The sequence below is a fragment of the Magnetococcales bacterium genome (assembly GCA_015231925.1).
GTDB lineage: Bacteria > Pseudomonadota > Magnetococcia > Magnetococcales > JADGAQ01 > JADGAQ01.
Map to the genome: position 1 here is coordinate 1 of JADGAQ010000037.1, position 13,383 is coordinate 13,383.

The window sequence follows — 13,383 nt, forward strand, 5'->3', positions numbered from 1 at the left end:
AATGGAAGAGGGGGATGATGCGCATATTATTGCATTATTGATCTAGAATTGGAATTAAATAAAATTCAAAACATTATTTATCGTTTGGCGATCTGTTTGTATTATCGAAAATTGACCGTTCGTCCCGGACGGATTCCTGACCTGTCTTTTCCGATCCTGTTTACCGCCTTGCATCGTAACGGAGCGGTGGATGGTTTTGTCTATCACGCAGCGGTCGATTCGCCCACCTTTCTGATATCCACCCAATTGCGGCGTTCCCTTTTGGGGCGGTTATTGTTTCGGGGCATCGAAGTGGTGCGGGCAAACGATTCCCCCTCCGGAGGGGAGAGTCGTGCCATCAATCAAGCCGCCATGGATTTGGCTCTGAACCATCTCCGGGAAGGGAGGCGCCTGGCCATCTTCCCGGAGGGAACCAGCGACTTGGGACCCCGTCATCTCCCCTTTCACTCCGGCGCGGCCCGGCTAGCTGTCCGTTGCGTGGAGCAGGGGATACCGCTCCGCCTGATTCCCCTGGGCATTCATTACGATTGTGCCTGGTGTTTTGGCAGCTCCGTGGAAGTGGTTATCGGTCCAACCATTCCCCTTGCTGAGGAGACAGCCGGGATGTCCGCATCTTCCCGGGTGGTGTATTGCAAACGCCGCATAACAGAGGCCTTGGGTGAGGTGGGGGTTAATTTCGCCGATGCCGGTGTTCAACAGGATGTCGAACGAATGGCTTTTCTGGCCGCAGACATCAATAAAGACAGTTTTTTCGGTTATCTCAAAGCCTGGGAGGAGGGGTTGCCGCCACCTCTGTCAGAACGGTGGTCCACTCTTTTCGAAGCGGTAAAAGGGCGTATTCATCTGCGTTATCGGAATATTCCTCTCTATCCCGAGCGGGGGCTTCTTCGAACCGTGGTCTGTTTTTGCCTGACGGCGCCTACGGCTCTGTTGGCGGTGTGTTGCAATATCGGGCCTGTCGTGGCGGTATTTCTGGCCGGGAAATACCTTCCGGACGGCCAAAACGTGGTGGCTTTATGGCGCATCCTGATCGGCGTTCCTGTTTTGCTCTCGTGGGGTTTGATCTGGCTGGGGGTTTCCTTAACCACGGCAGGACCGGCACTGTCGTGCGGCTATTTGCTGCTCACCTGTATCGGTTTGAGGGTTGTTCCGAAAAGCCTGCGTTCCGGAATTGCCCTCTTTAATGCCCTTTTTTGCCCTGTCGGGTCTGCCCCGTTCGACGCGGTTGCCAAGGTTTTGCGAAAAACCGCTGTTTGTGACTCTCATGGAGTGGGCTCGTGATCGCCCCGGGGCACGTTACCGGCCTGGGCAAGCCGCTGTTGCCGGAAATCGCTTTCGGTGGCTATCTGTTGGTGATGTTTCTGCTGCTGTTGCCCGTTGCCGGGATTGGCTCCAGGGATACGCAGGTATTTTTTCTGTTGAGCCTTTTTGCCGCATTGGTTTATTGGCAAACCCGTCTCCGCGCCACCCCTTGGGTCTTGCGATTGCGACTGCTGTACTACCCGTTGGCCATGAACGTGGCCTTCCAGCAACTGCGTAGCGCCGTGCCGCTATTGCATCCCACCCGCCAGGATGATCTGCTGCAAGGCATCGACCGCTTTTTGCTCGGGGAAACGCCCTCTCTTCTGTTGCAGGGTTGGACCCCTCCGCTCGTGGCGGACCTGTTCAGTTTTTTCTATTTGTTATTTTTTCCATATCTACTATTCAGTTTTATATATTATCTTTTTGAGGATGCGGACAGGGCTGTCCGTTTCTATTCGGGCCTCTTTGTTCTCTACGCTGCGGGATTTTTAGGTTATCTGGTTATTCCGGCTGCAGGCCCCTGGCTGGCTTTGGCGGATCACTTCACCTTGCCCGTGCAGGGCGGCTGGCTTACCCGGGTAAACGACGCCATGGTTTCCCAGGGCAGCAACGGGGTGGATGTTTTTCCGAGCCTGCATTGTGCGGTATCGGCTTACCTGCTCTTCTTTGACCGGCGCTGCAAGCCCTGGCGCTATCGGCTCTACCTCCTGCCCTGCGTCGGGCTCTGGTTGTCCACGTTGTTGTTACGCTACCACTATCTGGTTGATGTTCTGGCCGGATTCCTCCTGGCTTTCCTCTGTTTGCGCCTGGCATTTTCCACAATGGCTTCCATCGAAAGGGGTTGAACATGTCCTACCTGCTGAAGCTGGATGATGCGGAGGCCACCTCTCCGGAGCTGTCGGGTGGCAAGGGTGCCAGTCTGGCCCGGTTACGCCTTTGGGGGTTTTCGGTTCCGGATGGCTTTATCGTGCGCAGCACGGCCTATATCGATTTTCTTGGAGATTCCGCCGACTTGCTCCGCGCACTGGAAAGCCTGCCGCGGGGAGCTACCCCCGAAGAGGTGTCGCGAGTGGCCGACCGCATCCGGGCGCACCTCCGGGAGCGGGTGCTGCCCGGTGGCCTGGTCGATGAAGTGACGGCGGTTTTGCAGGGGGAGTTGGAGGTTGCCCCCTTTTCGGTTCGCTCCTCGGCGACGCTGGAAGATTTGCATCAGGCGGCCTTTGCCGGAGCCCATGATACCTTCCTCAATTGTCGGGGCGCCGAAGAGATTTTGGCTAAAATCAAGGCTTGCTGGATCTCCTTGTGGAATCCCCGAGCTATCGCCTACCGCCGGGAACGCGGCTTCGGCCAGCTGGAAGCCAGCATGGCGGTAGTGGTGCAGCGTCTGGTGTTTTGCGAGGTGGCTGGTGTCGGCTTCAGTCTGGATCCGGTCTCCTCCAATCTGGACCATCTGGTGATCGATGCCAACTTCGGATTGGGTGAATCCGTGGTTGGCGGGGAGGCCCAGGTTGACCATTTTGTACTGGACAAGCGGAGTCTCCATGTCATCGAACGTCGGGTGGCCCTGAAAACCCATATGGTTGTTGCCGCTGAGAGGGGCACGACATCGTGTTGTGTTCCACCGGAAAGCGCCGGGGGGCCTTGTCTGAACGATGAGGCCTTGCAGCAGCTCGGAAGTCTGTTGTGTCGGGTTGAGGCCCGGGCGGGTTTTCCCCAGGATATCGAGTGGGGCTACAGCGGTGGGGAACTTTATCTGTTGCAGGCCCGTCCCGTCACCACCATTGCTCCCCACTGGACCCGGGATGAATCGGCGGAACGTTTTCCCAACGTGATAACACCGTTGACCTGGGATCTGGTGGAAGAGGGCTTCCATCGTTCGTTGAACGACTCCTTCTCCCGGATGGGCTTTCCCCCGTTTTCGGGGAAGTGGTTCGCTTTGCACGGTTGTTATGTGTATGGAAACCAGAATGCCGTGCGCCTGTATGCCGGACGTTCGGTGATGGCGCCACGGAGTTTCGACGACTTGCGTCAAGCCATCCCGGTAATGCGTCGGCAATACGCCTGGGTTCAGGAGTTGCCGGTGCATTGGGCTCGGGATTTGGACCATTACCTGATCGGTATCGGCATGTTGCTTTCCGAGCCGTTGGCAGATCGTCCGCTGAAGGATGTCTGGGATTTTGTGCTGCGGGTTCGGCAGCTCGGATCGGACTATTTTCTGCCAAATATTGCCATATCGATCACCCAGGGTAGCCTCTATCGTCTTATGCATCATCTTCTGGAAATGGTTTTCGGGGAGGAGGGGCGGAACCTTTTCGATGCCCTTCTGGCCCACTGCGATACCAAAACCGGCATGATCAATCGGGAGCTTTTTCAACTGGCCGCACTGGCCCGAAACGATCCGGAGCTGGTCAGGGAATTATCCGAAGTCTCCTCCCGAAAATTGCTCGAAGGGGGTTTGCTGCAACGTTTTGCCCGCTTCGGGCAGGCGTTTGAAAAAGTGTTGAGCGATCACGGACACCGAGAGATCGATTTTGATCCCTATCATCCGACCTGGCTGGAGGCCCCCTGGTTTGTCCTGGACCAACTGCGTCTGATACTCCACAACCCGCCGGAACAGACACCCCGGGAACGGGAACGCACGGCCCGGATTGAGATGTTGCAGGCGGAAGCCAGGCTTCTGGCGGCCTTTCCGGAAGATCTCCGCTTTTTCGCCATGGAAATGGTGCGCCTGACCCGGGCCTATACCACGCTGGACGATCTGGAACATTATCAGACCACTCGCATCACCCTGCCATTTCGCAAGGGCCTTAGGGAACTGGGAAGGCGTCTGGTCGATCTGGGGGTGATTGCCGATCCCATGGAGATCTTTTTTGCGCCTTTTTGCGATCTCGACCAGGCTGTGGAGCGCAACGATCCACTCCTCTGGGCGGCCCTCTCCCGGACGATTCAAGTCAACAAAAACGCCTACTTGGAAGCCAGGCAGCATTCTCCGGTCTGGGATCCGGATGGTGCCGCGCCGGTAGAACCCGTGACAGAAAACGGTGACCTGCTCCGAGGGTTGCCCGGCAGTCCGGGTGTAGCGGAGGGGCCGGTCTGTATCGTGACGGGCGAAGCGGATTTTGCCCGGTTCCCTCCAGGGGCGGTTCTGGTTGCCCGTACTACCAGCCCGGCCTGGACGCCCCTCTTTTATTGCGCCGCCGCAGTGATCACCGAGAGTGGGGGGCCCCTCTCCCATGGCGCGGTGACTTCACGTGAGATGGGGATCCCGGCGGTCATGGGGGTGCGCCATCTTTTCGAGAGGGTGCGCGACGGCATGCGGGTGAGGGTCAACGGCAAAGAGGGGGTCGTGCAACGGATTTCCTGATTTCCGGCCAGCAAAGGGTCCATGCCCGGTGTAACCTGAATGGCTTAAAAAGCCTTTCGGAGCTAAAAATCCACTCTTTCCTGATGAATCCCCATCCCGGATCACGCATTATTGGGGTACACTGCAAGGGTCTCGACTGGCATGTTGCGTGCTTGCCGGGAGACAGAGGTGACCATGATTGACAGGAGGAACTCCGGATGATCTCGACGAAGTCGGAAACCCAAATTACCCGCGGCTTTCCAGAGCTCTGGTCCAAATCGATCCAACTGTCCGTGGTGGACGGAAGCGCCACGCTGCTCCTGCCGAACGCCTCCTTTCTTTTGGAAGGCGAATATGTTCGGGCGGGTGCCGATCTGGTGATCACCAATCCTTCCGGGGAAGAGATCCGCATCAAGGACTATTTTGCCCAGGCCCATCCCCCCGCGCTGATTCTGGAAAACGGTTCCGCTTTGACTTTCGAGACCATCGAGGCGCTGGCCTTGCCGGAACAAGGCCCGGTGATGCTGGCCGGTTCGATGCCGTTTCCGGGCAGCGAGGAGGCGGGGCCCGTGGTGGGCACGGCCCAGACCCTGGTGGGACGGGTCATGGCCCGGGGCAAAAACGGTATCGTGCGGCTGTTGCGCGAGGGGGATCCCATTCAGGAAGGGGATCTGGTGCGTACCGCCGAGGACAGCCTGGCCAAGTTCGTCATGAAGGACGGCACCATTTTCCAGGTTGGTGAAAACGCCCGCGCCCTGCTCGACGAGTACCGTTTTCAGCCCGACGCCGCCTTGGGTAAGTTCGAAGCCACCGTGCTGACCGGCATGTTCCGCTACGCCAGCGGGCAGTTGGCGCACCTGAAGGAGGGGCGCCACTCCACCATCAAGACCCCTTCCGCCACCATCGGCATCCGGGGCAGCGAGCTGCAGGGCGAGGTCGCCCAGAACGGTGGCACCATGGTGGTGCATACCGCAGGTGTGTTGGACATCGCCGACGCCTTCGGCCAGGGCTCGGTAACCCTGTTGCAACCCGGCCAGGCCACCGCCGTGCAGTTGGGCGGCGGACCTCCTCAGGCTCCCTTCCAGGCTCCCCCCGGATTGATGGCCCGGTTGCAGAGTCAGGTCTCCGAAAAGAGCCTGTCCACCGCCAAGGAGAAAGAGCAGACCCAGCGGCAGCAGGAGGAGAAGCAGCAGGATCAGCCTCGGGAAGGCGAAAAGAAGGGCGGGGAGGAGAAGAAGGGCGACGCGCCGGAGAAGGGCGGGGAGGCCCCGAAGGGGGAGGGCGAAAAGGGCGGTAAAACCGACGCCAAAACCGAGGATTCGAAAGAGTCGAAAGCCGAGGATACCAAAAAAGGCGACGAGAAAACCACGGAGGAGGGCAAGGGGGGCAAGAGCGAGGCCCAGGATCGGCTTGACGATCTCGACAACGCCAATAACCAGAACAGCACCTCAACATCGTCAACGGACCGAGCCGGTAATTCAGATCAATCCAGTCTATTGTCGAAGTCAATATTTAAATTGTCAGATCAATTTGATCCGACAATACAGTTTTCTTCTTCATCCAATTCTGGCTCGGCAACGGATTCTAAAATAACTACATTCCAGTTTGCGCAATCTGACTCCTCAAAATCAACCAATATCAATCTATCTATACAAACAAACACCAATCCTGCTACGGAGAACGTAAAACAAGTCATAACGGTGACCAATCTGCCCCCCCTTTCCGGTACAGACCAAGTGACGGTAAACCAGAACGATGCCTGGAGCATCTCCGCCGCCTCACTTCTGGCCAATGACAAGGATCCGGAAGGGGCCACCCTGAGCATTGATCCGGAAGGATTCGACTTCAGCGAGGTTCCGGGCCACTTCACCATTTTGCAGGACGGTTCCCTGCTCTACAGCGCCGACGGAGAACTCGACCATCTGGCCGCCGGGGATTCCCTGACCACCGCCTTTTTTTACACCGTCTGGGACCAGAGCGGTCAGGGGGCCATCGGCACGGCGGTAATGGTCATCTCCGGGGTCAACGATGCCCCTCTCTTCGATGAGGAGACCTACTCCTTTTCAGGGCTGGAAGACAGCACTGTCAGCGGGCAACTCGTCGCCACCGACGTGGACGATGGCGATACCCTCACCTTCACCGTATCCACCTCCGCCCTGCATGGCGTCGTCACCATCGACGCGGATGGGCAATTCCTCTATACGCCGGTGGCCAACTATTTCGGCCCCGATTCGTTTGTGGTCACCGTCAGCGATGAAGCGGGGGCCACCGATACGGCGACGGTCAACCTCCATCTCGGGGATGTGGCCGACGGCACCCTGCGGGCCAACAACGACTCTCTGGATCTCGATCTGGGTACCACCGGCTATCGGATGATTCCCTTTGCGGACATTCTGAGCAACGACTCCTCGCCCACGGGTTCGCCGCTGACCTCCCTGACGGTGACTGCCGCCACGAATGCCGTCAACGGGACCATTCATCTCGGCAACGGACACCTGCTCTTTCAGCCGGATACCGATTTCGAGGGGTATGCCTCCTTCGACTACACCGTATCGGATTCGACCGGGGCCACCTCCAGCGCCACGGTCACCATCAAAGTCTCTTTGGGGGGAGTACTCGATCTCTCCACCCGGGCCTACTCCCTGGCCAGCACCTACGCTGGTACCTCGGGCGTCAAATGGGCCGGAGAGACCGTGGCCCATCTCGGTGATTTCAACGGGGACGGCTACGGCGACATGCTGCTTTCCGCAGAGGACTCCTACGGGGCGGCCTACGTTCTGTTCGGCTCTTCGGCGGGATTTTCCTCCCTCATCGGGTATACCTCAGTGGTCAACGGCAGCGCTGGCATGCAACTCTCCGGTGCCAGCCCCGGCGGGTTCGACGGCAATGTCGCCGCTGCCGGGGATTTCAATGCCGACGGGTTGATGGATCTGATCGTGGGTTCCCCCTATGCCGACGACGGCATCCTCACCGACGTTGGTCAGGCCTATATCGTTTTCGGGCAGGAGTCGTTCTCCCCCACCAATCCCGGAATCGCATCGCTGCTGGACGGGGAGGGGGCGGCGGGGCTGATCGGCATGACCGCCAACGAGCGTTTGGGCAGTTCGGTTGCCGGAATCGGTGACTTCAACGGAGACGGTTACGACGATGTGGCGGTTGGTTCCGGGGGCAGCCAGGGAACCGGAAACATCTACGTCCTTTTCGGCCATGCCGATCCCCTGGCCAATCATGCCAGCCTGGCCGGTCTGAATGGTTCCAACGGCTTCACCCTTGTCGGTGACGCCAGCTTGCAGGATATCAACGTCCTTTCCGGCGCCGACATCAACGGCGACGGCTATTCCGACCTTCTGGTCGGTGTCGGCAAGACGGGCAATACCGCTACCGATCCCGGCAAGGCCTTCGTGGTTTTTGGCGGGGCCGCCGTCCAGCCTTCCCTGATTGCATCGAGCTTCAACGGTACCGATGGCTTCACCATCACCGGACTTTCGGGCACGGAAGGGCTCTTCTTCCGGCAGGTGGGTGATGTCAACGGCGACGGCTTCACCGACTCGGCGCTGGGCCACATCATCGTGGAGGGCGGGTACAAGATTCTGGAAGCCTTCGTGGTGTACGGGGGCGCTTCGACCCTGCTGGACGCCAACATTGACCTCACCAGCCTCGACGGCAGCAACGGCTTCATGATGCGTACCGAAGCCGGGCGCACCCTGGGCTTCGAACCCTCCGTCAACGGTGTCGGTGATGTCAACGGCGACGGCTACGACGACCTGCTGGTGCTGGGCAACGATGGCTATGATATCAGCGTTACCGACTATTTCGGCACGTACAATATGGCCGTTTACACCGATTCCGAGGGTTACCTGATCTACGGACGGGGGGACGGTTTTCCTGCCGAACTGGTGACCAGCGATCTGACGGCCCCTTATGGTTTTACCATTCTGCCCTCGGATACGACTACCGGATTCGGCTATGTGGCTTCCCAGGGTGGGGATCTGGATGGCGATGGCTACGACGATCTGCTTCTGGGGTTGCCGAATCAAGGTCTGATCATGCCGACGGGCGTGTCTCTTTCCCAGACTCTGGTGGTTCCCGGTTCCGCCCAGATTGTCTGGGGGGACAACTTCTCCCTCGCGGTCACCCTCGAAGGGACCGACGGCAACGATGTCCTCACGGAAGGCGGCACTCGTGATGTCATCGTCGCCGGACAGGGCAATGACATCATCGACGGAGGAGGTGGCGACGACAGCATTCGGGCCGGCAGCGGCGACGATACCGTTGCCTACTATGCCGATGCCAGTCGTATCGATGGTGGCGAAGGGATTGATATCCTTCGTCCGGGAATCTCCGATCTGGATATTGCCTTTGATGCGCTGCACCCTGTCGGTTTGCTCGCCAGCATCGAAGGTTTCGATCTTACCGGATACGGGGCCAACACCTTGACCCTCTCCGCTCGCGACATCGCCTCCCTGGTGGAAAACGACAACACCCTGACCATTCGCGGCGATGCGGCGGACACCTTGATTTTGAACGGGAGCTTTTCCTACGAGGGCACGCGCTCCGCCGGGGACGATACCTATCGGGTCTACTTTTATGAGGGTGTCAGCCTGTGGGTTTCCCTGGCGGTGGCGACCTCTTCGTATGCCTCTCCGATCGAGCGTCCCCTGGATCTTCTCAACGGATTCGCGGTTCGTTTCACCGGAACCCAGGAGTACGGCGCAAGCGGCATCGGTCTGGCGGGCGGTTTTGATATCAATGGCGACGGTTTCGACGACATCGCCATCGGTGTGCCCAACAGCAACTATGTCCAGGACACCTATTCCGGGTATGGCGGCAGTGTCTACGTTGTCTTCGGACAAAGCGGCGACTATGGCCATTCCGTAGCGCTGGACGACGTTCTGGCCGACGGGGTCAGCGGTTTCAAGGTTCTCAATGGCAGCAACCCGCCGGAGCGCATGGGAATCGGGCTGGCCGGTGTGGGGGATGTCAACGGGGATGGTCGGGATGAGTTGCTGATGGCAGCGGGTAATTCGAGTGCGCATGCCACCAGTGACGAAGGCAACGCCTATCTGTTCAGCAGTTTGACCTCCCTGACGGCGACCGTCACCCTGGAGTCGGGCAGTAACGGTCGCTCCTTTCATTTTCCCGATGGATCGCCCTCGACGGCTTTTTCCCTTTATGATGCCGTGGCCGGGGCTGGCGATTTCAACGGGGATGGCTTTGCCGATTTTATCATCGGTTCGCCCAATTTCACCCCGTCATCGGGGAGCGACAAGGCGGGAGCCGTGGCCTTTGTCATGGGGCGTCCGGGGGGCATGGATGTCAGCAATCTCTTTCGTTTGAACGGCCAGACGGGTTTTTACTTCAAGGGGCAGTCGGCGGGTCAGGGATTGGGCTATGCCGTGGCCTCGGCGGGCGATTTCAACGGTGACGGCTTTGATGATGCCCTGGTGGGCGGGGCCCCGAGTACGGGAGGCGGTAGGCAGGCCTATCTGGTTCTGGGGGGGGACCGACCCTACTCCCTGGCGGGCAACGTGTCCACGCTGCTGAGCAACAGTTACGCCAAGGCTTTCAACGGGGCTGCGGGTTACAGCACCGGCCTGTCGGTCTCCTCGGCAGGGGATTTCAACGGCGACGGCTACGATGATTTTATCCTCGGTGCGCCCTATATGGATGCCTCCAAACCCGGCAAAGCCTATCTCCTGTTTGGTGGGGCGTCCCGTCCCAGCTACGTCGGGGCCAGTGGTCTGAACGGCAGCAACGGGTTCGCCATCGCCGGGGAAGACAACGGGGACGATTTTGGCTGGGCCGTGGCCGGCGTCGGCGACATCAATGGCGACGGCTACGACGACGTGGCCATCGGCGCCCCCTCCGCCTCCGATACCGGCAACGCGGGTGGCAAGGTCTATGTGTTGTTCGGCAACGCCAGCGGATGGACCTCCTCTTTTTCCATCAATACGCTGAACGGCAACAACGGTTTTACCTTCCACCATGTGCAGAACGACTCCAACTTCGGTTCGACTCTGTCGGCGGCGGGAGATGTCAATGGAGACGGCTATTCGGACTTCCTCATCGGAGCCCGTACCCAGGATGTGAACGGAGTGTTCGATGTCGGGGTCACCTATCTGGTGTACGGAACCGATTTCACCGGTACGGTGACGGGGCACGGCACTCCGCTCGGCGAGACGCTGACAGGAGCCGCCGGGATTTCGGACTCCTTGATCGGCGGAGGCGGTAACGACAGCCTCGACGGTCTGGGCGGACTCGACGTGCTTTACGGCGGTTCCGGAGATGACCTGCTGAAAGCCTATTCCATTATGGACCATATCGATGGGGGTTCCGGCAAGGATATGGTGCAGTGGATGGAGCCCACCAACCTGAACCTGAACGGCAACCACTTCTGGCAGAATATCGAAGCCATCGACCTGACCTATTCGACCTCCGCTCAACTGGGCATCAACCCCCTGGACGTTCTGCGCATCGCCACCAACACCCACTCCTTGCAGGTGCGCGGCGGATCCGGTAACGCCGTTGTGGCCGCCTCGGGCTGGAGTTACCTGGGCAGTCAGACCATCGATGGTTTGCTCTACCACGACTATTATCAAGAAGGCGCCATTCTGGAAGTACAGGATGGCATTGACCGTCAGGGCATCGCCACCTACCTCAATGTGGACAAGACGGCCTCGCCAGGTACGCGCCAGCAATTCTTCCTTCTGAAAAACGCCTATTCCGGAAATGCCTATCTCGGCCAGTCCGCCTCCTCGGCGGGGGATTTCAACGGAGACGGTTTCGATGACTTCGTTCTCGGGGCCCCCGGTCAGGAGGCAGTCTACGTAGTCTTCGGCAACGGTGGCGCTTTCCCGGAGGGAATGAACGTCTCCACCCTGAGCGGAAGCAAGGGTTTCAAGATCACCACTTCAATCGGCACCACCGGTTTCGGCAAGTCGGTGGCGGGGGTGGGGGATGTCAACGGAGACGGATTCGACGACCTCCTCATCGGGGCTCCCAATACCAACGTCGCCAGTGCCGGAACCAATGAGGGTCAGGCCATTCTTCTGTTCGGCGGCAACGCTACCGTCGCGACGACCCTCACCCTGGCGGCGGGCTCGCCTGCCAGCCACATCGTCTTCACCGGGGCGGTCAACAACGTGGCAGGCTTCTCCGTTTCGGGAGCGGGAGACTTCAACCATGACGGGTACGACGACTTCATCATCGGGGCCTCGGGTGGCTCATCGGCCTATCTGATCTTCGGGAAATCGACATTTTCCAGCGGGGCCGTCACCCTTTCCGCCTTGCCGACGGACGGAAGTAATGGTGCAAACGCTTTGCAACTGTCGGGTGCCGGCGAAACCCTGGGAGCGGGGGTGGCGGGCATCGGGGATGTCAACGGCGACGGTTGGGACGATATCGCCCTCGGTGCGCCGTTGGCGGACCCCACCTCGACCGATGCGGGCAAGGTCTACGTGTTGTTCGGCACCCAGGCCGGGGTTGCCGGTTTCGGGCCCACCCTGGATCTGGTCAACTGGAGCAGCAACAATACCACGGGCTCCCAGGGGTTCGTCATCAACGGGATGGCCGCCAGCGACGAACTGGGCAAGGCCATTCACGGCATCGGGGATTTCAACGGTGACGGCGTCGATGATTTCGTCGTGGGTTCAAGCAACAACGGTGCGAACGGCACGACCTGGTTGATCTACGGCAAGGCCGGTGGCTTTGCGCCGACCCTCTCCCTGGCCTCGTTGAGCAGCGCCGACGGGTTGAGCATTACCGACTCGCTGCATGGCGTGGGCAATGGCTGGAGTGTCAGCGGGGCCGGGGACTTCAACGGGGATGGGCTGGAGGATCTGGTTATCGGGGATCCCGGCGCTTCCGCCAATGTCGGGGCCAGCTACATTCTCTTCGGCAGCAAAACCTCTTTGGGTGCTTCGTTCGACCTCAATACCCTGGACGGAACCAAGGGGTTCCTGATATCGGACTTCAAAAGCGACCAGTTCGGCTTCTCCGTGTCGGGAGGGGGCGACCTCAACGGCGACGGCTTCGACGATCTGGTCATCGGGGCGCGTTCGGCCAGCGGCAACAATGGCAATGCCTATGTCCTCTTCGGCCATTCGATGTATCCGGTGGGGGATGTCTCCGCCAATACACAGACGGGTACCGGCAGCGACGAATATCTGCTGGGCGGTAACGGAAAAGATGCCATCTCTGGGGAAGGCGGCAGCGATATTCTGGTGGGACGACTGGGCCACGACACCCTGGACGGAGGAGCGGGCAGCGATATCCTCCTGGGCGGGGGGGGCAACGATATCCTCTATTTCGACGGTGCCGACGCCCGGGTGGACGGCGGGGCCAATTTTGACGCCCTCTCCTTCGCGGGCACCGGGCAGAGCCTCGATCTGCGTACCGCCACCACCACCTACGAGAACCTGGAGATCATCGATCTCAATGCCCAGTCGGGCAGCGACGCCCTCTATCTGCCGACGGCGGATCTGTTGCACCTGTCGTCCGGCAACCTTCTCCTCGTAGCGGGGGGGACTGCGGATACCCTTTATGCCACCCAATCGGATTGGAGTGTGGTGATTTCCGGACAGGTTTCCGGCAGCGGCATGGTCTTCAACACCGATGCCAGCGGCCAGACGACCTATTCCGGCGAGGTATACAATGTCTATAATGGCCCGGCAGGCACTCCGGGAGTGTTGCTGGTCGATACGGATATCCTCTACCAAAATCTGATTTGAACCCGTTGG

General features: G+C 59.5%; 4 protein-coding genes. All 4 read left to right on the plus strand.

Annotated elements, in window-relative coordinates:
- Positions 1 to 186 precede the first annotated feature (186 nt).
- Positions 187 to 1,281: a 1-acyl-sn-glycerol-3-phosphate acyltransferase gene (locus HQL56_06320; GenBank protein ID MBF0309123.1), complete on the plus strand. Its 1,095-nt coding sequence runs from the start codon at positions 187 to 189 to the stop codon at positions 1,279 to 1,281.
- Positions 1,278 to 2,147 carry a phosphatase PAP2 family protein gene (locus tag HQL56_06325; GenBank protein MBF0309124.1) on the plus strand — a complete coding sequence of 290 codons (870 nt, stop codon included), beginning with the start codon at positions 1,278 to 1,280 and terminating at the stop codon, positions 2,145 to 2,147. The genes HQL56_06320 and HQL56_06325 overlap by 4 nt, the downstream gene beginning before the upstream one ends.
- Positions 2,148 to 2,149: 2 nt before the next feature.
- On the plus strand, positions 2,150 to 4,666 hold the full coding sequence (locus tag HQL56_06330; GenBank protein ID MBF0309125.1) for a phosphoenolpyruvate synthase: 2,517 nt from the start codon (positions 2,150 to 2,152) through the stop codon (positions 4,664 to 4,666).
- Positions 4,667 to 4,863: 197 nt separating this feature from the next.
- Complete coding sequence (locus tag HQL56_06335) at positions 4,864 to 13,374, plus strand: FG-GAP repeat protein (GenBank protein ID MBF0309126.1); 8,511 nt, start codon at positions 4,864 to 4,866, stop codon at positions 13,372 to 13,374.
- Positions 13,375 to 13,383: the final 9 nt, after the last annotated feature.

Excerpts from the sequence above, each read along its gene's own strand:
- HQL56_06330 (MBF0309125.1), top strand. The coding sequence starts at position 2,150 with ATGTCCTACCTGCTGAAGCTGGATGATGCGGAGGCCACCTCTCCGGAG.
- HQL56_06335 (MBF0309126.1), top strand. The coding sequence starts at position 4,864 with ATGATCTCGACGAAGTCGGAAACCCAAATTACCCGCGGCTTTCCAGAG.